At 70.2% G+C, this 22,209-nt stretch carries 24 protein-coding genes and 1 tRNA gene; 7 read left to right on the top strand and 18 right to left on the bottom strand.

Annotated elements, in window-relative coordinates; translation table 11 throughout:
- Positions 1-137: 137 nt before the first annotated feature.
- Entirely contained in the window at positions 138-1,268 is a 1,131-nt protein-coding gene (locus AC2DGY_RS00220; RefSeq protein ID WP_484507685.1) for an ROK family transcriptional regulator, read from the bottom strand.
- Between the two features lie 37 nt (positions 1,269-1,305).
- A complete protein-coding gene (dcd, locus tag AC2DGY_RS00215; protein ID WP_484507684.1) occupies positions 1,306-1,911 on the bottom strand; it encodes a dCTP deaminase in 606 nt (201 codons plus the stop codon).
- Positions 1,912-2,091: 180 nt separating this feature from the next.
- On the opposite strand from dcd, the gene AC2DGY_RS00210 reads away from it, so the two are divergent.
- Positions 2,092-2,165, top strand: a tRNA-Gly gene (locus AC2DGY_RS00210).
- Between the two features lie 59 nt (positions 2,166-2,224).
- Here AC2DGY_RS00210 and AC2DGY_RS00205 read toward each other — a convergent pair.
- On the bottom strand, positions 2,225-2,653 hold the full coding sequence (locus tag AC2DGY_RS00205) for a hypothetical protein (RefSeq protein WP_484507683.1): 429 nt from the start codon (positions 2,651-2,653) through the stop codon (positions 2,225-2,227).
- Positions 2,654-2,752: 99 nt separating this feature from the next.
- Between AC2DGY_RS00205 and AC2DGY_RS00200 the strand changes: the two genes are divergently transcribed.
- Together AC2DGY_RS00200 and AC2DGY_RS00195 are read left to right on the top strand one after the other, a co-directional pair.
- Complete coding sequence (locus AC2DGY_RS00200) at positions 2,753-3,334, top strand: TetR/AcrR family transcriptional regulator (protein ID WP_484507682.1); 582 nt, start codon at positions 2,753-2,755, stop codon at positions 3,332-3,334.
- 150 nt (positions 3,335-3,484) lie between these two features.
- A complete protein-coding gene (locus AC2DGY_RS00195; protein ID WP_484507681.1) occupies positions 3,485-4,096 on the top strand; it encodes a TetR/AcrR family transcriptional regulator in 612 nt (203 codons plus the stop codon).
- On the opposite strand, the gene AC2DGY_RS00190 is transcribed toward AC2DGY_RS00195, so the two are convergent.
- From AC2DGY_RS00190 to AC2DGY_RS00160, 7 genes are all read right to left on the bottom strand, one after another.
- A complete protein-coding gene (locus AC2DGY_RS00190; protein WP_484507680.1) occupies positions 4,086-5,255 on the bottom strand; it encodes a glycosyltransferase in 1,170 nt (389 codons plus the stop codon). The genes AC2DGY_RS00195 and AC2DGY_RS00190 overlap by 11 nt on opposite strands.
- Positions 5,256-5,425: 170 nt before the next feature.
- Positions 5,426-5,944, bottom strand: a complete 519-nt coding sequence (locus AC2DGY_RS00185; protein WP_484507679.1) for a DUF1269 domain-containing protein — start codon at positions 5,942-5,944, stop codon at positions 5,426-5,428.
- 102 nt (positions 5,945-6,046) lie between these two features.
- Complete coding sequence (locus tag AC2DGY_RS00180; protein WP_484507678.1) at positions 6,047-6,802, bottom strand: response regulator transcription factor; 756 nt, start codon at positions 6,800-6,802, stop codon at positions 6,047-6,049.
- Entirely contained in the window at positions 6,802-6,954 is a 153-nt protein-coding gene (locus tag AC2DGY_RS00175; RefSeq protein WP_484507677.1) for a hypothetical protein, read from the bottom strand. Before AC2DGY_RS00175 ends, AC2DGY_RS00180 begins: the two co-directional genes overlap by 1 nt.
- A gap of 467 nt (positions 6,955-7,421) precedes the next feature.
- Positions 7,422-8,774: an MFS transporter gene (locus tag AC2DGY_RS00170; RefSeq protein WP_484507676.1), complete on the bottom strand. Its 1,353-nt coding sequence runs from the start codon at positions 8,772-8,774 to the stop codon at positions 7,422-7,424.
- Between the two features lie 109 nt (positions 8,775-8,883).
- Positions 8,884-9,804: an EamA family transporter gene (locus tag AC2DGY_RS00165; RefSeq protein WP_484507675.1), complete on the bottom strand. Its 921-nt coding sequence runs from the start codon at positions 9,802-9,804 to the stop codon at positions 8,884-8,886.
- Entirely contained in the window at positions 9,801-11,078 is a 1,278-nt protein-coding gene (locus AC2DGY_RS00160) for a serine hydrolase domain-containing protein (protein ID WP_484507674.1), read from the bottom strand. Before AC2DGY_RS00160 ends, AC2DGY_RS00165 begins: the two co-directional genes overlap by 4 nt.
- Before the next feature lie 137 nt (positions 11,079-11,215).
- Between AC2DGY_RS00160 and AC2DGY_RS00155 the strand changes: the two genes are divergently transcribed.
- Positions 11,216-11,524 (top strand): DUF2470 domain-containing protein, encoded by a 309-nt coding sequence (locus tag AC2DGY_RS00155; protein WP_484507673.1) that lies wholly within the window; start codon positions 11,216-11,218, stop codon positions 11,522-11,524.
- Between the two features lie 65 nt (positions 11,525-11,589).
- Complete coding sequence (locus tag AC2DGY_RS00150; RefSeq protein WP_484507672.1) at positions 11,590-12,240, top strand: biliverdin-producing heme oxygenase; 651 nt, start codon at positions 11,590-11,592, stop codon at positions 12,238-12,240.
- A 209-nt stretch (positions 12,241-12,449) separates the two neighbouring features.
- Here the strand turns inward: AC2DGY_RS00150 and AC2DGY_RS00145 are convergent, their stop codons facing one another.
- Both AC2DGY_RS00145 and AC2DGY_RS00140 read right to left on the bottom strand, forming a co-directional pair.
- Positions 12,450-13,826 (bottom strand): ATP-dependent DNA helicase, encoded by a 1,377-nt coding sequence (locus AC2DGY_RS00145; RefSeq protein ID WP_484507671.1) that lies wholly within the window; start codon positions 13,824-13,826, stop codon positions 12,450-12,452.
- Positions 13,827-13,871: 45 nt separating this feature from the next.
- Entirely contained in the window at positions 13,872-14,318 is a 447-nt protein-coding gene (locus tag AC2DGY_RS00140; protein WP_484507670.1) for a MerR family transcriptional regulator, read from the bottom strand.
- A 52-nt stretch (positions 14,319-14,370) separates the two neighbouring features.
- On the opposite strand from AC2DGY_RS00140, the gene AC2DGY_RS00135 reads away from it, so the two are divergent.
- Both AC2DGY_RS00135 and AC2DGY_RS00130 read left to right on the top strand, forming a co-directional pair.
- On the top strand, positions 14,371-15,228 hold the full coding sequence (locus tag AC2DGY_RS00135) for an NAD(P)/FAD-dependent oxidoreductase (protein ID WP_484507669.1): 858 nt from the start codon (positions 14,371-14,373) through the stop codon (positions 15,226-15,228).
- Between the two features lie 44 nt (positions 15,229-15,272).
- Positions 15,273-16,382 (top strand): hypothetical protein, encoded by a 1,110-nt coding sequence (locus AC2DGY_RS00130; protein ID WP_484507668.1) that lies wholly within the window; start codon positions 15,273-15,275, stop codon positions 16,380-16,382.
- Between the two features lie 466 nt (positions 16,383-16,848).
- Here AC2DGY_RS00130 and AC2DGY_RS00125 read toward each other — a convergent pair whose 3' ends face one another.
- The 6 genes from AC2DGY_RS00125 to rpmB all read right to left on the bottom strand — a co-directional run bounded on the left by AC2DGY_RS00125 (position 16,849) and on the right by rpmB (position 22,081).
- On the bottom strand, positions 16,849-18,954 hold the full coding sequence (locus AC2DGY_RS00125; protein ID WP_484507667.1) for a bifunctional copper resistance protein CopD/cytochrome c oxidase assembly protein: 2,106 nt from the start codon (positions 18,952-18,954) through the stop codon (positions 16,849-16,851).
- Positions 18,955-19,035: 81 nt separating this feature from the next.
- Positions 19,036-19,323, bottom strand: a complete 288-nt coding sequence (locus tag AC2DGY_RS00120) for an HU family DNA-binding protein (RefSeq protein WP_125133173.1) — start codon at positions 19,321-19,323, stop codon at positions 19,036-19,038.
- A 250-nt stretch (positions 19,324-19,573) separates the two neighbouring features.
- Positions 19,574-21,226, bottom strand: a complete 1,653-nt coding sequence (locus tag AC2DGY_RS00115) for an acetolactate synthase large subunit (RefSeq protein WP_484507666.1) — start codon at positions 21,224-21,226, stop codon at positions 19,574-19,576.
- A gap of 138 nt (positions 21,227-21,364) precedes the next feature.
- Positions 21,365-21,670, bottom strand: a complete 306-nt coding sequence (rpsN, locus tag AC2DGY_RS00110) for a 30S ribosomal protein S14 (RefSeq protein WP_484507665.1) — start codon at positions 21,668-21,670, stop codon at positions 21,365-21,367.
- A gap of 4 nt (positions 21,671-21,674) precedes the next feature.
- Complete coding sequence (rpmG, locus tag AC2DGY_RS00105) at positions 21,675-21,845, bottom strand: 50S ribosomal protein L33 (protein WP_165140426.1); 171 nt, start codon at positions 21,843-21,845, stop codon at positions 21,675-21,677.
- Positions 21,845-22,081 (bottom strand): 50S ribosomal protein L28, encoded by a 237-nt coding sequence (gene rpmB, locus AC2DGY_RS00100; RefSeq protein ID WP_168913235.1) that lies wholly within the window; start codon positions 22,079-22,081, stop codon positions 21,845-21,847. The genes rpmG and rpmB overlap by 1 nt, the downstream gene beginning before the upstream one ends.
- Positions 22,082-22,209 lie beyond the last annotated feature (128 nt).

Genomic DNA, 22,209 nt, shown 5'->3' with positions numbered 1-22,209 from the left:
CGCACCACTGAGTGGGATAGCTTCGTCGGCCCCGCCGTCGAAGAGGGGGTCAGCGAAATTTGTTTAACGGTAGTACATACTCCGGGGGCCGACAAGAGAAGTGGTGAGGTCATCGTCGCGGAGTGATCCGCGACCGCTCAGATGATGCCGAGGACGCCGCTGAGGACCAGGATGACCGCTCCGCGGATCATGACGTCGTCGCCGAGGTCGGAGCCCCGCAGGGTCAGCGCGGCAGACAGTTCCGGAGGGATGCGGCCCGACAGCGACGCATGGGTCGCCGCCAGCAGATCATCCGCGTACGAGGTCGGTAGCCCGCTCACCACGACCGTGGTCAGGGCGAGACCCCCGACGAGGGGGGCCAGCACGCCGCCGAGCTGGTGACCGGCGTTCTCGAGGACCTCTGCGCGCCGGTCGGGCGAACCGTCGCCCCCGCGCAGCAGCGCCGCGAGCCGCGGCACGGACAGCGTCGCCTCCAGGCACCCGAAGCGGCCGCACACGCAGCGGGGGCCGCCCGGGGCCGTGGTGACGTGGGCGATCTCACCCGCCGAGAAATCGTGACCGTGGAGCAGCTGCCCGTTCGCGATGATGGCGGCACCCACGCCGGATCCGACCCTCACGAACATCAGGTCATCGCGCCCCTGCGTCACCTCGCGTTCGGCCAGCGCCGCCGCATTCGCGTCGTTGGCCACGCACACCGGCAGCCCGGTGTGCTCCGACAGCCGCGCGCGCAGGGACAGGCCCGACCACCCGCGGTTGAGGGAGGTGAGCACGACGCCATCGAGGTCGACGATGCCGGGGACGCATACCCCGATGCCGAGGACAGGCACCTCGGCGCGGGCGAGCAGCAGGTCGATCAGCTCACGCGCCATGACGAAGGCGTCCTCACCGCGCGCCCCACCCAACGTCACGGAAGCGCGATCGTGGATCGCCCCACCGAGGTCGATCAGCGCGGCCGTGAACTCATGCTCGGGTGACAGGTCCACGGCGAGCACGACCCACGACGTCCGCGCCACGTCGAGGTCGACGGCGGGTCGCCCCGGCCCGTCCACCGGGCGCTGCCGCGTCTCGACGACGAGACCGGCCTCGAGCATCTCGGCGATGAGGCTCGACACGGTGGCCTTGGTGACTCCGGCGGCACGGGCCAGGTCTGCTCGCGAGCGATCGCCGCGTCGGTAGAGCAGCTTGAGCAGGCGCGCGTGATTGCTCCCGGGGATGCTCCGCTGCATCTCCAGGGGCGTCGAACCGGCGGTGCCGGCACTGGTTGTCATCGAGGCATCCTCGCCCGCTGCGACGGCGGACGCCGCGTCAGCGCCCGGCCGAACCGGCGTCGGTCACGCCGACGTCGGTGCGATGGAAGTTCAGGAACGACCGGGATGCGGTGGGGCCGCGCTGACCCTGGTACCGGTTGCCGTACGGACCGGAGCCGTAGGGGTTCCCGGCGGGCGACGACAGCCGGAAGAAGCAGAGCTGCCCGATCTTCATCCCCGGCCACAGCTTGATCGGCAGGGTGGCGACGTTGGACAGCTCGAGGGTGACGTGACCCGTGAAGCCGGGGTCGATGAAGCCCGCGGTGGAGTGGGTGAGCAGGCCGAGCCGGCCGAGGGATGATTTCCCCTCCAGGCGCGCAGCCACGTCGTCCGGCAGGCTCACCTGCTCGTACGTGGACCCCAGCGCGAACTCGCCGGGGTGCAGGATGAAGGGCTCGTGCGGGGCGACCTCGATGAGGCGCGTGAGTTCGGGCTGATCCTCGGCGGGATCGATGAACGGGTACTTGTGGTTGTCGAACAACCGGAAGTAGCGGTCCAGGCGCACGTCCACGCTCGACGGCTGCACCATCGTGGCGTCGGAGGGGGCGAGCCCGATGCGTCCGGATTCGAGTTCACGGATGATGTCGCGGTCGGAGAGCAGCACGCGCCCAGCCTAGAGCCGCCGCCGGCCGCGCGTCGCCCGCCGGGACCCCGCGCGCGGCCGCGAGACTGCACGCCGCCGGCGAGACCCTGGCCTTATGTCGCGGTCTCGTCGGCAGGATGCTGCCTCGCGGTGTAAGGGTCGGGAGTGCGCTGTTATGCTGGCGAGGCGCCGAAAGGCCGCGGGGCTGTAGTTCAATGGCAGAACTTCTGCTTCCCAAGCAGATAGCGCGGGTTCGATTCCCGTCAGCCCCTCCATTGCCCGTTCTCCCGCGGGATGTGCCATCACGGCGCGAGCGGAGACGCGATCGACGGCCTCAGCGAGAACGCACGAGCCGGAAGGCCAAGAAGAGGATGGCGCCGGCGAGGACCACGGCGCCGGCGGGCGTCATGACCGCAACCCCGAACGAGGCCTCACCCGCGGTGGCGCCCACGTGGACGAAGAACCCGCCGGCGAGGAGTCCCACGCCGACGAAGTAGATCACGTAGCTGACGATCTGCGTACGGGTCGTGGCGCCGGTGCGCGCCATCGTCATCACGTACAGCATCCCGATCACGGTCAGCACTCCCGCGTGGCCGTGGCCCGCACGGAAGAACTGCTCGGCGTGGTCGCTCATGCCGGCGCTGATGAGCCGCAGCAGGGAGTACCCGCCGAACATCACGCCGAGAAGCGCGATCCAGTTGATGGCGAGGAGGACGTCGGTCACAGTGCGCTGGCGGGGGCGAGTTTCGGTCGCGGTCGTCACGGGTTTTCCTTCTTCACGGCGGTTCTCGGGCGGTCACGTCGTCGCTAAGTGAACAGTGATCACTTGCGAATGCGTCACGCTAGCACCAAAATGTGATCAGTGTCTACATCGCGCGGGTACCATCACGGCGACGCTCGCGAGAGCCTCCTCGCGGCCGCGGAGCGGGCGTGCGACGCGAGCGACATGCGATCGCTGAGCCTTCGCGAACTCGCCCGCGATATCGGCGTGAGCCCTGCCGCACCGTACAAGCACTTCGCGACGAAGGAAGCGCTGTTGCGAGAACTCGCCGAGCGATGGATGGCGCAGTTCGTCGACTCGCAAGTGGCCGCCCTCGATGACCCGGAGCGCACCGTCAGCGCGGCGGAAGCAGCCGGTCGCGCCTACGTGGGGTGGGCGGTCGCGCACCCCCGGCGGTTCGCGTGGATCTACGATCCCGACGTCGTCGGCGACCGGAGCCCGGAGTTCGCCCTCCAGATGGCGCGACACCGCGACGTGCTGAGACGAGTCGCCGCGGAAAGGGGCGCGGCAGCCGACGCGAACGCAGCGCCTGGGCTGGCCACGCGGATGTGGGCCACGGTGCATGGCCTCGCGGTGCTCTCGAACCTCGGCCTGGTGCCGGAGGCGGAGGCCGTCGACGCGATCCGGGTGAACCTGCGCCGGCAGCCCCCGTCGAGCGACTGACCTCAGCAACCCGGCCGACCTGAAGCGGAGCATCAGCGGTGCCGCGAGCTCGGTCGGGGCCGCCCCGAGTTCGCCGGTCGCCGGCGGAGTCCGTGGGCGGGTGGCCGGGCGTCATTGGCGGTGCGCGGCCACGGTGAATACCCTGAACGGATGGCCCGCCCCTACAAGTCCGCACAGCGGGAGCGGGCGGCCGCTGTCACGAGGCTCGTGGTGCTCGACGCCGCCGAGGCGCTCTTCACCTCGCGCGGCTTCGCGCGCACCACCGTCGCTGACATCGCGCGCGAGGCAGACGTGGCTGTGACGACCGTCTACGGCAGCGTCGGGAGCAAGGCCGAGATCGCGATCGCGCTCATCGAGCGCGGCACGAGCAACCCCCGCATCGCGGAGACCGTCGCGGCGGTCCGCGGCACGACGGCGGCCGACGAGGCGATCCGCACCCTCTCCGCCGGCGTGTGCACGACGATGCAGGAGCTCCTCCCGCTCATCGCGGTGATGTACAGCGCGGCTCCGACCGAGCCCGCCGTTGCGGACGCCGTCGCAGTGACCGAGCGGCAGTACCGCGACAACCTCGCGCCGGTCGCGGAGCATCTCCTCGCCAACGGTTGGCTGCGACCCGACGTGGGTCGAGAGGACGTCCTGGACATTCTGTGGTTCTACTTCGGGGTGACGGCCCTCCGCACCCTCGCCGACCTCGGCTGGCCGTGGGACCGCACGCAGGCGTGGCTGGCCCGCCAGGCCATCAGCGCACTCGTCACGCCCTGACGGCGCCGTCTGAGACACCGCCGCTCACCCGACCCGCCCGAGGTCCGGTGAGCTCGGCAACCACGTCCGAGGCCGACGGCATGGCCCGGATGTCGGCGGCGATCCGTTCGGCGGCGGCTCGGAACGACGCCTCATCGGCCACCGTGGTGAGCGCCGCGCCCGCGGCGGAGGGATCGTTCACCACGAGGGCCGCTCCGGACGACGCCGACCGTTCCGCATTGACGAACTGATCTGCCCCCTGCGGCAGGACGACCATCGGGATGCCTCTGCTCAGGGTCGCGAGCACGGTGCCGGCTCCACCGGAGTTCACGACCACGTCGACGCCGACGAGCAGTTCGGCGAGGGGGACGAAGGAGACATAGCGGACCCCGTCGACGAGGTCGGGGCGCGATGCGTCCGGGAGCAGCCCCGTCGTCGCCACGATCTCGAAGCGGGACCGGTCGATCGAGCCGACGATCGCATCGAGCGTGTGCGATCCGGCGAACACGGTGCCGAGGGTCACGAGCACCACGCGCTTGCCGTCCTTCGACCCGTCGGTCGGCACGTACCCGCTCTGGGCGGCGCGGCGATGCGGTTCGACGCGAAATGGGAGCCGATCGACGGGAGGAGTCCAGCCCTCCGGCTGCAGCGACAGCGGTGCCGGGTCGAGGTAATGCTCTGGCGCGGTCGGCGTGAGGCCTCGGTCGGCGTAGCGCGACGCAACGACCGCGCGCATCGGCGCCGCGAATTCGTCGGGCACGGCCGGCCCGAAGGCGAGCACGTTCCATGGCACCGCCAGCTCAGCAGCCACGAGCGGGCCGACGAAGTCCGTCGCCTCCGCGATGATCAGGTCTGGTCGCCACGCACGGGCCACTTCGATGGCCCGGTCGACGGTCAGGTCCACGCGCGCCCCCGCGAAGAACTCCGCGACGCTCTCCGGGCGGGGGTCTGCCGCGGGATCCTGCCCCCCGAGCCGGCGGGCCACCTCGGCGAAGATGGCGTCGGGCATCGGACCGGCACCGAGCACGGGCGCCTCGGGAAGGTCGAGCGCCATCGCCTCCGTCATGCCTGCGCTCGTGAGCAGGCGCAGTTCGTGGCCGGCGGCGTGGGCTGCCCGGGCGATCGCTGCGAGGGGAAGGAGATGACCGAAGGCGGGGACGCCGCTCAGGAGAATGCGCATACATTCATGCTAATGCGAATAGTGCGATTGGGCTCCGGCCGTCGACCTCGGCGGGATGCGCACCCCGCACTCCCGGGTGGGCCCCGCCCGCCGAAAGCTCCGCGCCCCTGGAGCGGCAGTGAGGCCCACCCGGCATCGACGGCGTCCCTAACCGCCGCCGACGCGGAGGATCAGGAGTCGATTGCTTCGAGGATCCGCTCGTCACCCTTGCTCAGGGCCTTCACCACGGCACTGAAGTCACCCTTGTCCACGGCCTTCGAGACCTTCTTCGCCGCTCGATCGAACGCGCGATCGACGCGGTCGAGGTACCGGTCGTCGATGACGGCAACGACAGCGGATGATCCCGCCGGCAGCCACTCCTCGACGTCGACGCCGATCGACTTCTCCTCGTGACGCTTGACGATCTCGCCCACGCCGGCACCGACACCGGCACCGATCACGCTCGACAGCAGAAGCGGCGGGGCGAAGAGTCCGACGACGACACCGACGGCGAGGCCTGCGGCGGTCCCGTACGCGAGTTGCCTGCCGCCGTGTTCCTTGACCGTGACCTCTCCGCCGGAATCCCGGGTGAGCACCGCCGCGGCAACGACCTTCACGTCCTCCACGGACTTGAGTACATCGAAATCGGTCTGCGCGGAATCCTGGTCGTCGTACGTGGCGATGAGTAATGAGTAGTTTCGGTCAGCCATCGTGTTCCTTTCGTTGCTCTCACTCTCCGCGTCACCGAGCGGAGCAGCTAGAGCAGGAGGTCCCGCTTCCCCGCGAGGGGGAGGCGGTCACACCGCAGCGGATCAGGCGCGTTCCCGCGTCGCGCCGTAAACCGCGGCCTGGGTGCGACGTTCGAACCCGAGCTTCGAGAGGAGCCCGGAGACGTAGTTCTTGACGGTCTTCTCGGCGAGGAACAGCGACTCGCCGATCTGCTTGTTGGTCATGCCATCGGAGATCAGCCCCAGCACCTGGTGCTCGCGCAGCGTCAGGCTCGGTCCGGTGGCGAGGAGCCCGAGCCGTCCACCCGCGGGAGCAACGGAGGCCCGCCGTGCGGGCGGCGGGAGGAGGTCCTCCCCACGGGAGACCCTGCCGACCGAATCGAGGAACGTCTCTCCGGGCACCCGCTTGAGGATGTAGCCCGAGGCGCCGGCAGCCATCCCGGCGGCGACCGTTTCGGCCCGCTCGTCGGACGTGAAGATGAGACACCGGGTGTCCGGGCGCGCACGGCGGATGGCCCCGCACAGGTCAGTCCCGCTGCCGTCTCGGAGACGTGCTTCCATGATCACGACGTCGGGATGGGCGGGAGCCACCAGGCGCGCGGCCTCGGCGGCGGAGGTCGACTGTCCCACCACCACGAAACCCGCGCGCGATGCGATCAGTCTCGTGATCCCGAGCAGGAAGATCTCGTTGTCGTCCACGACGAACACCCGCACCCCGCGACCCTCGGAGTCACCACGGACGGCGCGGCTTGCGGCGGCATCCTCCGGAGTGGTCGATGGCACCCGCTCGTCACGCGCGCGCATCGGCCACAACACCGGCTCCGCCCAGTGCTGGCGCATCACGACGACCCCGCCGCGGATTTCTCCGCGGCCACCGCCGCAGCGATGAGTGCGGTCATGTCGATCGGCTGGGTCGCCGGAAGGTAGAGATCGGCGGGGCCGACGGTGCGAAGCCGGGGCTCTGAGGCGGGGTATCCCGAAAACTCGTTCATGTCATTCTCATCTCCTCGGCGCGGTATGCGCCGATGTCACCGTGCCCACGACCGCGCATGGCCGGGCGACGATGCCCGCGCTCACATGGACGAGGCGCCGGGGAGCGGCACTGACCGCTCCCCGGCGCTCGCTCAGACGGAACGGGGTCTCGGCTCCCCTCGCGGGGGCGGATGCGTTCCGATTCGGGGCCATGGTCGTCTCTCACAGGGGGAAGTGGATGCCTCGGACCGAGGCTGCGCTGCCGCGCACGACTACGTTCGCTCAGCAGCCGCGGTGCGGTAAGAGCCATTGGTCCCACCGGCGTGACACAGGTGACATAAATGAGGGAAACCGTGATGAGAAGGGCCGGCATCGCGTATGGGCCGCCCGCGGACGAGCAACGCGGCGGTGCCACCGCACACAGCGACGCGCGGTGCCGGAGAGGCCTGAGAAGGCTCCCGGCACCGCGCGTCGCGGCGTGCTTCTTTCAGGCGCCGCGGACGGGGGCCTCCGAGGCGGGAGCGACGACACGGCGGCGCAGAGCGTCGTCCTCGCTCGTGATGTCGCGCCCGGCTGTCTCGGGCAGCCACTTCCACAGGAACGGCAGCGCCAGCACCGCCAGCAGCACCATGTACCAGGCCGGCGAGACCGGGTCGCCGGTGGTGCCCGCGAGCCACGTCCCGATGTACGCGGCAGGACCGGCGATGAACGCCAGCGCGATGTTGAATCCGATGGCGCTCGCGCTGGACCGGTTGGAGGCCGGGAACAGCTCCACGAGCATGACGACGGTCGTCACGCTCACGAGCGACTGGGTGAGCGTTAGGAGGATCATCCCGGCGACCACGGCCACGCCCTGCCCGCTGGACATCATCCAGAACACCGGGATCGGCAGCACGATGTAGCCGATGGTTCCGATGAGGTTGAGCCGGCGACGGCCGAAACGGTCGCTGAGCGCACCGGCGAGCGGGCACAGGATCATGTAGACCGTGAGCCCGATGGCGCTGAATGCCAGCGCCGGGCCGCGCTCGAGGCCGACGGTGGTGGTGAGGTAGTTCACGACGTACGTCGCGAGGTAATAGAAGCCGGTGCCCTGCACCGCCGCGATGGCGAGCGTCAGCAGGATCGGGCGAAGGTTCTCACGGAGGCTGCGCACGAGAGGCGACTTCTGCACCTCGCCGCGCGACTCGACGTTCTGGTAGACGGGGGTCTCCCCCAGGCGCAGGCGGATGTACAGCCCGACGAGCGTGAGGGGCGCGGCCAGGAGGAACGGCACACGCCAGCCCCAGGAGAGCAGGTCGGTCTCGGAGAGCACGTTGTTCAGGAACAGCGCGAACAGGCTGCCGACGATCGTGGCCAGGGCCGCAGTGGCGGAGATGACACTCCCGAACTTGCCGCGGTGCGGGGTCGGGGTCGACTCGATGAGGTACGCCGCCGATCCGGTCCACTCCCCACCGGCCGAGAGACCCTGGACGCACCGGCACAGCACCAGCAGGAGGGGCGCGAGCACGCCGACGGCGCTGTAGACGGGGAGAAGCCCGATGACCGTGGTGGCGATGCCCATCGCGACGATCGAGATCACCAGCGCCGTCCGGCGCCCGTACCGATCTCCGATCGGCCCCAGGATGAAGCCCCCGAGGGGTCGCATGAAGAACCCCACGGCGAAGACGGCGAGCGACGACAGGATCGCGACGAAGGGATCGGTGTCGGCCGGGAAGAAGAGCTGGCCGATGATCACGGCGAAGAAGCCGTAGACGGCGAAATCGAACCACTCCATGAAGTTGCCGACGGCAACGGCTACGGCCACGCGAGCCTTACTGGGTGGGGACGAGAGAGCGGACACCGGTACCTCCTTGTACGAGCGGAACATCGAAACCACGGCGCCAGCCATCCTGGCTTACCGTCAGACAATCGGTCAAACCGAGCCCATGGGTCACCGGGACCGACGCTGGTCAGCCCAGTGGCTCGGTGAGCGGGTCGTCGTCCGGCCCTGAGCCGGTGGCACCGCGTCCGGCCCGGCTTGCGGCGCGTACGGCGCCGATACTCGCGACGATCACCAGGGCGATCCCCGCGATCTCCAGGAGCGAGAGATGCTGGCCGAGCAGCAGGAATCCGGCGAGGGATGCGGTGGCCGGTCCCAGGCTCATCAGGATGGCGAAGGCGGCCGCCGGCAGTCGGCGCAGGGCCATGAGTTCCAGGGCGTACGGGATGGCCGAGGAGAGCACCGCCACCGCGGCCGCGACGGCCAGGAGGTCCCACCGCAGGAGCGCGAGCCCCGCGTCGGCGATGCCGAGGGGAAGCGACAGGACCGCGGCGACGAGCATCGCCAGAGCAAGTCCGTCCAGCCGGGGGAACTCCCTACCGACCCGAGCGGACGCGAGGATGTAGCAGGCCCATGCCGCCGCCGCGCCGAGCGCGAACAGGACACCGAGAAGGTCGAGGCGGTCCCATCCGCCGCCGCCCAGAGCGGCGACCCCCACGAGGGCGAGCCCCGCCCAGATGAGCGCAGACGCCCGGCGACTGGCGATGATCGACAGCGTCAGCGGCCCGAGCACCTCGATGGTGACGGTCACGCCGAGCGGCAATCGCTCGAGCGCGAGGTAGAACAGTCCGTTCATGCACAGCAGCACGAGGCCGAAGAGCACCACCGACGTCCACCCGCGACGCGAGCGTCCGCGGAGCCGCGGCCGCGCGATCGCCAGGAGGAGGAGCGCGGAGAAGACCAGGCGGAGCATGACCATGCCGAGCGGGCCGAGCTCGGGGAACAGCATCACCGCCAGGGATGCGCCCACCTCCTGGCACGCCAGGCCGACGATGACGAACAGCACCGCGGTGCTGGGCCCGAGGCGGCCGGCCCCGGCGACCGAGGTCACTGCGCAGGCGCCTGGCAGATCGCGTTCGCGAGGATCGCGTCGTGCTGCTGCTGCGCGGTCCAGGGCAGCCCTGCCTCGGGGATGCTCTCCCCCTCCGCGCCCGGCGCATGTGAGGCGATCGCGGCCAGCTCCCACGCGAGCCACGCGCCGATGGCGGAATTGGCGCCGGAGTTGTTCAGGACCACCGCGATGGTCAGCCCCGAACGCGGATCGGCGAACGCGGCGGTGATGTACCCCGGAATCGACCCGTACTGGCCCACGAGATCGCCCGCCTGATAGGCGCCGCCGGCGGCTGTGAACCACGTCGGCTGGTCGGGGGCGACCGGCAGGCGGTTCTCGAAGCGATCGGACGCGTCGGGGGTCAGCGCGCCGGTTGCCAGGGCCTGCGCGTAGCGGCCCAGGTCGGTGATGTCGGTCACCGCTCCGGAGTCGGCCCCGCCGACGCTCGACGACATCGTGGTGACGTCGCGCGGCTCCGCGCAGTTCCATGCTCCCGCTGCATCCGCGGTCGACCAGTGCCCTCGCAGAACCGGCCCGTCGGACGGGGGTGCCGCGGCGGCGGTGGGCAGCTCGGTCGCGTCGAGACCGAGCGGTGCGGCGACCCGGTCGGCCAGCAGCGAGCGCATGCTCTGTCCCGTCGCCCGCTCGAGGGCTGCGCCCAGCAGGAGGTAGCCGGAGTCGGAGTCGCGGTAGGCGGTGCCCGGCTCGAGCCGGCCCTGACCGAGGCCGTAGCCGGCGAGCTCCCGCGGGTCCCACTGCCGCTCGATGTTCGAGAAGATGAGCGACTGCAGCTGAGGCGAGTGCGAGCCGATGCCGGCGGTGCCGTCGCAGAGCTGGCGGAGGGTGACATTGTCGAGATCCGGGAACCCGTTGACGTACTCGATGACGCTGTCGGTCAACTCGACAGTGCCCTCAGCAGCGACCTGGAAGAGGACGTCGCAGGTCATGGCGCGAGTGACGTCGGCGGCGCGGAAGCCCATGTCGGCATTGACGGTGTCGTCGCCGCCCGGGGTCTGCGTGCCGAGGCCCGCGACCCAGCTGCCGCTCCAGGGTGCCCAGACACCCACGATCGCGCCGGATGACCCGGTGGCACCCATCGCGCTGGTCACCGCCGCCTCCAGCTGCTGCGCCGTCTCGTCAGGAAGCGCGGCCTCCGACGGGGGCGGCAGCTCGATCTCGACCGGGTCGGGGGCGGAGCATCCGGTGAGCACGGCCACGAGGGCGGCGATGCCGGCAGCCGCAGCGGCGACGCTGCGAGCGCGATGTGACCGCATCCTCACCCCCGGGGAGAAACTGGAACCGGCGCCTGAAGACGCGCACCATGAATTCAAACACACCCATCCGTGGGGCCCCCCGGGATTCCGCCCCTGGCCGGTCACGTCTACATCACGACTGTCCCTAATCTGGTCGCATGCCCCACACCTTCCCCGACGATGCCCTCGCGGGCGTGCTCGGCCACATGAACACCGATCATCCCGCCGACAACCTCCTCATCGCCCGCGCGTTCGGGGGGACGCACATCGCCGAGGCCGAGATGACGGGGTTCGACGGCGACGGCGGCGAGTGGTCGGTGGTGACGGCCGACGGCACCGCGGCGGCTCTGCGCGTGCCCTGGCCCGGCGGACCCATCACCGAGCGCCGCGCGGTGCGGCGGGAGGTCGTCGCCCTCTACGACGAGGCGTGCCGGCGGCTGGGTGTCGAGCCCCGCCCGCACGACTGACGGCCGGCACCGGCCTCAGCAAACTCGTAGTTAGGCTCGCCTAACCCTCCCCTATGATGACGCGTATGAGCGACGTCCTTCCGTTTTCGAGCGCGCTGCGCGAGCGCTCGAGCGCCGCGCACTCCTCGAGCGAGCACTCCGGGTTCATGTCCGACCTGATGACGGGGGAAGGCACCCGCGAGGACTACATCGCCCTCGTCGCCCAGCACTGGTTCATCTACGCCGCGCTCGAAGCGGCCGCCGACCGCATGCGCGACGACCCCGTCGCGGCCGCGTTCATCTCCGAGAGGCTCACCCGGCTGCCCGCCCTCGAGGCCGACCTAGAGTTCCTCCTCGGTGCGGACTGGCGGGAGAGGATCCAGCCGCTGCCCACCACCCGGCGCTATGTGGACCGCATCCGCACCGTCGGCACGGCGTGGGCCGGCGGATTCGTGGCTCATCACTACACGCGCTACCTCGGCGACCTCTCCGGCGGCCAGTTCATCGGACGTCTCATGCAGCGGCGCTTCGGCTTCGAGACGAACGGGATCGGCTTCTACGTCTTCGCCGACATCGCCGACCCGAAGGCGTTCAAGGACCTGTACCGGGAGCAGCTGGATGCCGCGCCGTGGGATGCGGCGGAGCAGGGACGCGTCATCGACGAGGTGCTCGTGGCCTATCGCTTCAACACCGAGCTCTTCCACGACCTCGCCCGCGCCAAGGCCGCCGCACCCTGACCCCTGCGCCCTCGCGCCCCTGGGCCCCTGCGCCCTGCGCCCTGCGCCCTGCGCCCCCTGCGCCGAGCGCCCTGCGCCAAGCGAGAAACAACGTTCCGGACGAGAAACGACGCGGCGCGTTGATTCTCGTCCCGCTTGTCGTTTCTCGGCGCGGGACGAGGGGACGGAGGGGACGGAGGGGACGGAGGGACGGGACGGGACGGGACGGGCTAGGCGCGGGCGCGCAGGGCCGTGCTCATGAAGCGCTGCACGTCGGGGTCGACGCGGATGTCGCTGGGGCGGAGAGGGCGCGAGAGGTAGAGGCCGTCCAGGGAGGTCAGGCGGCTGAGGGCGACATAGGTCTGCCCGGGGGCGAACGCACCCGAACCCAGGTCGATCACGGCGCGGTCGTAGGTCTTGCCCTGGGATTTGTGGATGGTGACGGCCCACGCCAGTCGCAGCGGGAACTGTGTGAACTCCGCGACGACGTCACGGGAGAGGGTGCGCTTGCCGGGGTCGTAGGAGTAGCGGAACCTCTCCCACACGGCCGGCTCCACATCGTGCTCGGTGCCGTCGACCTCGACGCGCACCGTGCCGCCGGCGATGCGCGTGACGGTTCCGATCGTGCCGTTGACCCAGCGCGGCGGCTCGCCGTACGAGGAGACGTCGTTGCGCAGGAACATCACCTGCGCACCGACCTTGAGCTTCAGCTCCTGCTCGGCCGGATAGTTGGCCTCTCCCCGGCCGAAGTCGCCGCTGATCTCGGCGTTGGCCGTCTGCATCCGCCCGACCAGCTCGTCCAGGTGACGCCGGTTGATGGTGTTCACGATGTCGTTGCGCGTGGCGAGAGTGATGATGGGATGCTCGCCGTCAGCGGGATTCGGCGGGGTCCGCGCCCCCGCACCGTTGAGCACGCCCGCCATGTCGGCCGTCACGCGGCCGTAGCGCACCGCGTTCAGCAACGCCTTGAACGCCGGATCGGATTGGCGGTGGATCTCGACGAGCTCCCGCACGTGCAGGTCGGCCCCATGCCGGCCCAGCTCGAGGATGCCGTCGCTCGCGCTGTCGCCGGCCCACACCTTCGCGTCGAAGAACCAGAACGAGCGGTAGTGGTCGCGGATGTAGCGCATTTCGTCGCCGCGGGGCGGGACGGGGGCGAGCTGGTACGGATCGCCGAACATCACCAGCTGCACTCCCCCGAAGGGCTCCGCGCGGCGGCCCCGGGCCTGCCGCAGCGAACGGTCGATGCCGTCCATCAGATCGGCGTTGACCATGGAGATCTCGTCGATCACGAGCGTGTCGATCGCGTTCAGGAGCTTGCGCGTCGCATCGGACTGCTCGATCTCCCCCGTTGCGATGAGCCCGATCGGCAACCGGAACAGGGAGTGGATCGTCTGACCCTCGACGTTCAGCGCCGCCACACCGGTGGGAGCGCAGACCGCGATCTGCTTGCTCGTGTTCCAGGCCAGGTGCTGCAGCAGGGTCGACTTGCCCGTCCCGGCGCGCCCGGTGACGAACACGTGCTCACGCGTGTCTTCGATGAGCCGGAACAGCGCCTCCTGCTCGGTCGAGAGCCCCGGAGATGCGGAGGGGGGCGGCGTGCTCACCGCATCATGCTAGTTCGGCGCGACCGCGTGTGACGCTCACGCGCGTCACGCGGCAGCGGCCGTCCGGCGCCGGCGTGCGGTTCGGGCGCGGTCGTCGGGGGTGCTGACGGTCAGCTCCGACACGTGGATGCGGAAGCGCGGACACGTGCCGACATCGCGCGCGCGACAGTGCAGGGCGTGCTCGGCCATCTCGCGGGCTCGCTCGATTTCCGCGGCGCGCCGCTCCAGGTCGGCCAGATGCTCGCGCAGGATGCGGTTGCGATCGGCCGGCGCGGTCTCGAACAGGGTCGAGATCTGTTCGAGACTCATCCCCGACGCCTTGCTGCACAGGATGACCGCGATGCGGACGTGGTCGCTGTCGGAGTACCGCCGCCTTCCGGCGGGATCGCGTTCGGGATGCAGAAGCCCCACCTCCTCCCAGTGCCGGAGGACATGGGTGTCCAGACCGAACCGTGCCGCGATATCGCCGATCGCCTCGCCGCTTGACTTCATCCCAACATGAGGTCACAGGATCGTCGAGTTCGCAACAACTACGAGGAGTGGCATGTACGACACAGTGATTCTGGGTGGCGGCCCCGCCGGCCTCCAGGCGGCTTTGACGCTCGGGCGGGTGCACCGCACCGTGGTGCTGTTCGATTCCGGCGTCTACCGCAACGACCCCACCGCGCACGCCCACAACGTGCTCACGCTCGACGGGGAGTCTCCGGCGGAGATGCGCCGGCGCGGCCGCGCGGAACTCGGCGCCTACGACACCGTGGAGGTGCGCGATGAGGCGGTCGAATCCCTCGCACGCAGCGAGGGCGGGTTCTCGGTGACCACCGCCGGGGGCGCGGTGATCCGCGCGCGGACGGTCATCCTGGCCACCGGCCTCATCGACGCCCTGCCCGACATCCCGGGGCTGGCAGAGCACTGGGGAGAACTCGTCGCGCACTGCCCGTTCTGTCACGGACACGAGTTCGGCGGGCGTCCCGTCGCCGTGGTGGACGAGAACCCGCATGCCGCCATCCAGGCCGCCAAGCTCCGCCCGATCGCGTCGGAGGTGCACGTCATCGCGCCGGCGGAGCTCGAGCGGGTGACGCCAGCCGCCGGCGGGCTACAGCTGCACCTGGCGGACCGGTCGACACTCGAGGTGGGCGGGGTCTTCGTCCTGCCCCGCTCCTCCCAGAGGGCACCGTTCGCCGAGCAGCTCGGGCTCACCCGGAACCCGCTCGGCCTGGTCGCCGTCGACGGCGTCGGACAGTCCAGCGCCGACGGCGTGTACGCCGTCGGCGACATGGCGCAGAGCGAGGCCTGGCCCGCGCCGCTGTCGTCGATCGTGCTGGCGCTCTCCACCGGCCAGCTGGCGGCGTTCGCCATCGTGCAGCGCTTCGCGACGGCCGACATGGGTCGCGACCGACCGTGACGGCGTCCACCGCTTTCGGAGGACCGGTTTCCTAGACTGAGACCGTGGAGACGGCCTCGATATCGGACGCTCCGCGGCCGACGACGGTCGCGACGCCCCCTGGCGCGCCCGCCGGTCGGGCACGCCGCCGGCTGGCCGGTGAGCTCACCGCTCTCGCCGTGGTCGGCGTTCTGCTGTTCAGCGCCCTCGGCGCCGGCGGGGCGGCCCTGTACCGCGAGGTGTACAGCCCCACCGCCTTCGTGCTGCGCTACCTCGACCTGCTGTCGGAGGGGCGCGCCGCCGACGCCCGAGAGGTGCCCGGCGTCGCGCTGGACGGTCAGCAGCTGGAAGCGGCCGGACTCACCCCCGCCGCATCCGATGTGCTGCTGCGCCGCGACGCCCTGGCCGCGCTCACCGATGTGGAGGTCGTGGGCGAGAAGCACGACGGCGATCGCACGCAGATCACCGTCTCCTACCAAGCGGGTGGGGTTCCGGGGAGAACCACCTTCTCCGTGGCACAGGACGGCTGGGCGGGCATTGCGCCGGCCTGGCGCTTCGATACCAGCCCGCTCGCGGTCATGAGCCTCACCGTGCGGGGGTCGATGCGCTTCGACGTGAACGGCTTCGAGATCGACAAGCGTCAGGTCTCCCCGGATGGCGCGGAGGCCGACCCGCTCGCGGCCCTGCCGCTGCTAATCTTCTCGCCGGGACTGTACTCGGTGTCCGTCGACACCGCGATCTCGGCGACCCCCGGGGTCGCGGTGCTCGCCGACGCGCCGCAGACGGGCATCCCCCTAGACATCCAGGCGGACGCGACCGAGGAATTCGTCTCCGTCGTGCAGCAGCGGATGGACGAGTTCCTCTCCGCCTGCGCGGCGCAGGCGGTGCTGCAGCCGACCGGGTGCCCCTTCGGCTTCCAGGTGCGCAACCGCATCGTCGACGCCCCGACCTGGTCGATCGTGCAGCAGCCCGAGGTGAGCGTCGAGCCCGATGGCGCGGGATGGCGGATCGTGGCGACCGAGGCGGTCGCGCACATCGATGTCGACATCCGCTCGCTCTTCGACGGCTCGGTGCGCACGGTGCAGGAGGACGTGCCGTTCGTCGTCTCCGGCTCGATCACCGTGCTCCCCGACGGCACGGCATCCATCCAGGTCGAGGGCCACAACGCCCCGTAGCCGCCCGCCCCCGTGCGGCATGTCTCACTTTCGGCAACGTGCGGGATGCCTCACTTTCTCCCCGGGCAGGAATGTCTCACTTCCTGCAGCAGTGCGGGACGCTTCACTTTCTGCCGGTCCGGCATGTCTCACTTCCTGCAACAGTGAGGCGCTGAAGTTGCCGAACGTGAGACATGCAGCGGGGAATGTGAGACACGGAGGATGAGGGACGGCGCGGGTCAGCGCAGGGCGCGGGTCGGGCGGGACGGCGGGGGGTCAGCGCGCGGCGCGGTCGGCATGTCTCACTTTCTGCCCGGTCCGGGATGCCTCACTTTCTGCCCGGTCCGGCATGTCTCACTTTCGGCAACAGTGAGGCGCTGAAGTTGCCGAACGTGAGACATGCAGCGCGGAATGTGAGACACGGAGGATGAGGGACGGCGCGGGTCAGCGCGGAATGTGAGACACGGAGGATGAGGGACGGGGCGGGTCAGCGCGCAGCGCGGGCGTCCCGCTCGGCGAGAGCCGCGAGCTGGGCGTTGTACTCCTCCAGCTCGGCATCCCCCGTGCGGTCGGCGTGCCGGTCGCGGCGGCGCTGGGCGCGGTCATCCGAGCGGCTCCACTGGATCGCCACGGTGATCGCCAGGATGAGGGTCGGCAGTTCGCCGATCGACCACGCCACGCCACCGCCGATGTACTGATCCTCGAGAGGGTCAGGCCCCCACGTGCGCCCCATCGAGCCGAACCAGTCGGCCACCATGAGACCCGACTGCATCATGATCGCGATGCCGAAGAAGGCGTGCATCGCCATGACCCCGATGAGCAGCGACAGCCGGAGGGCGTAGGGCAACCGGTACGGAACCGGGTCGATGCCGATGAGGGACAGCACGAAGAGGTATCCCGTGAGCAGGAAGTGGGCGACCATCCACTCGTGCCCGAGGTGGTCGTACAGCGACCAGCGGAAGAGGTCGCTGTAGTAGAACAGCCAGAGCGATCCGATGAAGACCCCCGCGGCGATGTACGGATTGGTCAGCACCCGCGCGACGGGGCTGTGGACCGCCCAGAGGATCCACTCGCGACCGCCCCGGCTGCCGTCGTCCCGGCGTCGGATGGCGCGGGCGGCGAGCGTCACGGGCGCCCCGGGCACCAGGAGAAGCGGGATGGCCATGGTGAGCAGCATGTGCCCGACCATGTGGATGCTGAACAGGTAGTCCTGATACGCGTTGATCGGGCCGCACGTGACCCACAGCAGCAGCAGCATGCCGGCAACCCAGAACACCGTGCGGTAGATCGGCCACGCGTCGCCGCGGCGGTGCAGACGCCACGCCCCGGCCAGGTAGAAGAACAGCCCGAACGCCACGACGAACAGCCACAGGAGGTCGACGTCCCACGTCGTCAGCCAGCGCTCGAAGCTCAACTCGGGCGGAAGCGGAGCGCCGGTGAGGATCTCGGCCGGGCTGTCGAGGGTCGGAGCGTTCACCGACGCCGGGGGCGGTGTGCGGGCGAGGGCGGCCGCGACACCGCTGGCGACCCCCATGAACGCCAGCTCGAGGAGCACGAGCCCCCAGAACCGGCGGGAGGCGATTTCTTCGCCGGCCCGGGCGATGAGGCGGCGGCGGTACCAGGCACCGAGCGCGCCCATCGCCAGAAGAGCGATGACCTTCACCAGGACGAGCACCCCGTACGGCGAGGCGAGGGCGTCCCATCCGCCGATCCCGACGGACGCGCGCACCGTTCCCGACACCGCTACCACCACGAACGCGACCAGAGCGATGCTCGAGTACCGCAGCAGCACGGTGGCCAGCGTCGCCCGGTCCAGGACCGGACGGATGAGCACCAGCAGGATCAATCCGCCCAGCCACACCGCGGCGGCGAGGATGTGCAGGACCAGCGCCACCACGGCCGAGTCGTGGTTGGCCTCCTCGCCGGAATGCCCCTGGGTGCCCATCGGCACCAGGGCGACGAGGGCGAGGACGGCCACGAAGAAGGTCGCGGTCCAGGACCGGACGGCGAAGGTGAGCACCGTGAGCACGGCGCCCGCGACGGTGGTGAGCAGCCAGGTGCGCCCGAGTTCCACCTCGACGAGAAACCGGCCCAGCTGCTGGCCGAACAGCGCGTCCGCGCTCGGGGTCGCGTTCATGGTGTTCACGAACGTGAAGAAGCCCGTCACCGCCGAGGCCACCGTGAACAACGCTGCGCTGGCGGATGCGGCGTCGAGGGCGGCATCGAACGCGCGGTCACCCGCGCGCAGCGCGTAGAGGGCGAGAACGAGCGAACCCACCATCACCGCGGCGGTGAGGTTCACCGCCAGGGTGGCGACCGGGAGACCCCAGCGGACCACGGGGCCGGGGTCGCCGAGGACGAGCGGCGCCGCACCCCCGCCGAAGGCGAGACCCCACACGAGGAACGCGAGCGCCGCGGCGACGAGGACCGCCGGGCCCACCAGTCGCAGCACCCGAGCCGTGTCTCCCCGGCTCGGCACTCCGCGCACTCCGCGCGACGCGTCAGCGGCGGGTGGAGTGGGCGTGGGTGGGCCCACGCGCCCGGAGGCTCCGCGCGACGCGTCAGCGGCGGGTGGAGTGGGCGTGGGGATCATCGTCCCAGCCTACGTGCGAGACCTGGGGAGAAGACGGAGGGGGGATGCCGAAGCATCCCCCCTCCGTGTGACGTCGTCGTCTTACTTGACGGCTGCCTTCAGCTTCGAGCCGGCGGTGACCTTGACGCGCTTGCCTGCGGGGATCGCGATCTCCTCGCCCGTCTGCGGGTTGCGGCCCGTACGCGCGGACGTCTCAACCTGCTCGAACGCGATCCAACCGGGGATCGAGACCTTGCTGCCCTTGGCAACTGCCTCGGACACGGTGGAGAAGAGGGAGTCGAGCACGCCCGACACGGCGGACTGGCTCTGACCCGTCGCGCTCGCGATGCTCGCGACGAGTTCGGTCTTGGTGATGGACTTGTCAGCCATTCGGTGGTCCTCCCGGGCGGCCGAGCGGCCGCCTGCGTTACATCGGACGGGGGCCTTTGCCCCCGGTGGTCGAATCGACCGCCTCGAATGTACCAACAGACCCGCGGAATTCCGCGGATTCTGGCCCTTTCGGCACGGATCGGTGGGCGTGTCGCGCCCGATTGTGACGGATGTGACCGCTGTGGCGTCCGCCGACCCGGCCGTCACGGCGATGGAACTCCGGTGTCGGTTGCAGGCGCCGATCGTCGAATCAGCGGAGAACGGCGTGGATCAGGAACGGGCCGCGCGTGCCGGCGGCCTCTCCCAGTGCGGCGCGGAATTCCTCCGCCGTCTCGGCACGTCGCCCGGGCACGCCGAATCCCCGGGCGAGGGAGACGAAGTCCAGGGCGGGACGACCGAGCGTGATCAAACTCTCGCTCGCGGCCCCCTCGGCGGCCCCCACGCGGGTCAGCTCATCGCGCAAGATCGCGTACGCGGCGTTGTCGAGAATCACCGTGGTGATGTTCAGCGCCTCTCGAGCCTGCGTCCACAACCCCGAGATCGTGTACATGGCGCTGCCGTCCGCCTGCAGATTGAACACCGGACGATCCGGGCGCGCGATGGCCGCGCCGATCGCGACGGGGATGCCCTGCCCGATGGCGAGCCCCTTCAGGCCGAGGGAGTCGTGGGGCTCCGCGCCGTCCAACGCCTCCGCCAACCCGTTCATCCCGGAGGTGATGGACTCATCCGAGATGATGGCCTCGGCCGGCAGCTCCGCGGCGAACACCCGCCCCCAGTTCGACGTCGTCAACGCGCCGCTGACCGGGTGCGGCGCGCTGCGGGCGGTCGCCGTGGGCGTCACCCCGGGTGCGACCTCGCCGGCGAGCTCATGGAGAAAAGCGCCGGCGGCGCCGGCGGGCACGCGAAGCACCTCGGCCTCCGCGGGCAGGATGCGGCTGGATCTCCCCGGATAGGCGAAGCTACTGGTGGGTTCTGCAGCTCCCAGCAGCACCACCACCTCCACGTCTTCGAACTGTCGGGTCGCCTCCTCGGCACGGTAGGCGACATCGGTGACGCGGGGCAGGCCCGCACCGCGGCGACGATGCGCGGAGAAGACCTCCGCATGCACGCGGGTGCCGGTGACCTGCCGGATCCGGTCGGCAGCACGAAGATCGTCGTCGGCCGCTGCGGTGGGCCCCAGGAGGAGCGCGACCTTCTTCCCGGCGCGCAGTCGTCGTACGACCAGGCCCACCCCGCCGTCCGCCGGCAACGGATCGGTCGAGTCCGGCACGGGCTCTCGGTCGGGGACGAGCCGCGCGCCGGTGACCGCGGTCCACGCGATGTCTGCCGGCACGACGAGCGTGGATACGGCACCCCCCGTGCCCGTCGACCCCGGCGGGGGCGCATCGATCCCGCCGTGGAGGGCGGTGGCGGCGGTGACGGCATCGGCGACATCAGCCCCGGCGCTTTCCGGGCTGCCGACGACGCGCACCCACCCGGAGACGGAGGCGGCCAAGCCGACGATGTCGCTCTCCAGCGGGGAGTCGAGGCCGAGGTGGCCGGACGCGTGCTCCCCCACGATGTTGACCACCGGGGCGCCGGAGCGTCGAGCGTTGTGCAGATTGGCCCACGCATTCCCCAGGCCCGGCCCGAGGTGGAGGAGCGTGGCGGCGGGGCGACCCGCCATCCGGGCGAAACCGTCGGCCGCGCCCGAGGCGACACCCTCGAAGAGGCAAAGCACCGCGCGCATCCCGGGGTGAAGATCCAGGGCAGCAACGAAGTGCATCTCGGAGGTGCCCGGGTTGGCGAAGCACACGTCGACCCCGGCGCCCAGCAGCGCCCTGACGATCGCTTCCCCGCCGGTTCCTCCCGGCACCGCGTCGCCGCGTTCGCCGCCCTGTTCGCGTGAGATGGCATCGGTCACGTTCGATGGTTCCCCTCGAGAGCTGACAGCGGAGGGCAGAACTCTACGTGAAGAGATCGCGTGCGGGATGCAGAAAGGGCGGGGGTTCCGGAGAACCCCCGCCCTTTCGCGGATGCTGTGCGGCCGCGTGTCGCGGAGTTACCAGCTCGACTTGGTCACGCCGGGCAGCTCGCCACGGTGCGCCATGTCGCGGAAACGCACACGCGAGATGCCGAACTTCGACAGGTTGCCGCGGGGGCGACCGTCGATGGCGTCGCGGCTGCGGACGCGCACCGGCGAGGCGTTGCGGGGCAGCTTCTGCAGACCCACGCGGGCGGCCTCGCGCTGCTCGTCGGTCGAGGTCGGGTCGACCAGGGCCTTCTTCAGTTCGGCGCGCTTCGCGGCGTAGCGCTCCACGACGACCTTGCGCTGCTCGTTGCGCGCGATCTTGCTCTTCTTGGCCATGAGATCAGCGCTCCTCTCGGAAGTCGACGTGCTTGCGCACGACAGGGTCGTACTTCTTCAGCACGATGCGGTCAGGGTTGTTGCGGCGGTTCTTGCGCGTCACGTAGGTGTATCCCGTGCCGGCGGTCGAGCGCAGCTTGATGATCGGACGGACGTCCTGGGACTTCTTCGCCATTAGAGCTTCACACCCTTCGCGAGGAGGTCTTTGACAACCGATTCGATGCCGCGCGCGTCGATCACCTTCATGCCCTTAGCGGACACGTTGAGCTTGATGTTGCGGCCCAGCGACGGAACGAAATAGGTCTTCTTCTGCACGTTCGGGTCGAAGCGGCGCTTCGTCCGGCGGTGCGAGTGCGAGATGTTGTGACCGAAGCCGGGAACCGCTCCAGTCACCTGGCACACTGCTGCCATGGTGATGTCTCCTTCTGTACCGTGAAGCCGGACGGCCCCACCCAAGATCCCTTGTCTGCACCCTTCGACACGCTGAGAGACCGGATTTCCCGGTTCGGCATGAGGAGGGGCACGAACTACGCGCTGGA

The organism is Microbacterium sp. Z6_144 (assembly GCF_057197625.1).
This window is presented reverse-complemented; position numbering and strand designations above follow the sequence as displayed.

Bases quoted from the DNA above. Each gene is read 5' to 3' on its own strand.
- AC2DGY_RS00220 (WP_484507685.1), bottom strand. From the start codon at position 1,268: ATGACAACCAGTGCCGGCACCGCCGGTTCGACGCCCCTGGAGATGCAG.
- AC2DGY_RS00195 (WP_484507681.1), top strand. From the start codon at position 3,485: ATGGCCCGCCCCTACAAGTCCGCACAGCGGGAGCGGGCGGCCGCTGTC.
- AC2DGY_RS00190 (WP_484507680.1), bottom strand. From the start codon at position 5,255: ATGCGCATTCTCCTGAGCGGCGTCCCCGCCTTCGGTCATCTCCTTCCC.
- AC2DGY_RS00185 (WP_484507679.1), bottom strand. From the start codon at position 5,944: ATGGCTGACCGAAACTACTCATTACTCATCGCCACGTACGACGACCAG.
- AC2DGY_RS00180 (WP_484507678.1), bottom strand. From the start codon at position 6,802: ATGCGCCAGCACTGGGCGGAGCCGGTGTTGTGGCCGATGCGCGCGCGT.
- AC2DGY_RS00175 (WP_484507677.1), bottom strand. From the start codon at position 6,954: ATGAACGAGTTTTCGGGATACCCCGCCTCAGAGCCCCGGCTTCGCACC.
- AC2DGY_RS00160 (WP_484507674.1), bottom strand. From the start codon at position 11,078: ATGCGGTCACATCGCGCTCGCAGCGTCGCCGCTGCGGCTGCCGGCATC.
- AC2DGY_RS00155 (WP_484507673.1), top strand. From the start codon at position 11,216: ATGCCCCACACCTTCCCCGACGATGCCCTCGCGGGCGTGCTCGGCCAC.
- AC2DGY_RS00150 (WP_484507672.1), top strand. From the start codon at position 11,590: ATGAGCGACGTCCTTCCGTTTTCGAGCGCGCTGCGCGAGCGCTCGAGC.
- AC2DGY_RS00140 (WP_484507670.1), bottom strand. From the start codon at position 14,318: ATGAAGTCAAGCGGCGAGGCGATCGGCGATATCGCGGCACGGTTCGGT.
- AC2DGY_RS00135 (WP_484507669.1), top strand. From the start codon at position 14,371: ATGTACGACACAGTGATTCTGGGTGGCGGCCCCGCCGGCCTCCAGGCG.
- AC2DGY_RS00125 (WP_484507667.1), bottom strand. From the start codon at position 18,954: ATGATCCCCACGCCCACTCCACCCGCCGCTGACGCGTCGCGCGGAGCC.
- AC2DGY_RS00120 (WP_125133173.1), bottom strand. From the start codon at position 19,323: ATGGCTGACAAGTCCATCACCAAGACCGAACTCGTCGCGAGCATCGCG.
- rpsN (WP_484507665.1), bottom strand. From the start codon at position 21,670: ATGGCCAAGAAGAGCAAGATCGCGCGCAACGAGCAGCGCAAGGTCGTC.
- rpmG (WP_165140426.1), bottom strand. From the start codon at position 21,845: ATGGCGAAGAAGTCCCAGGACGTCCGTCCGATCATCAAGCTGCGCTCG.
- rpmB (WP_168913235.1), bottom strand. From the start codon at position 22,081: ATGGCAGCAGTGTGCCAGGTGACTGGAGCGGTTCCCGGCTTCGGTCAC.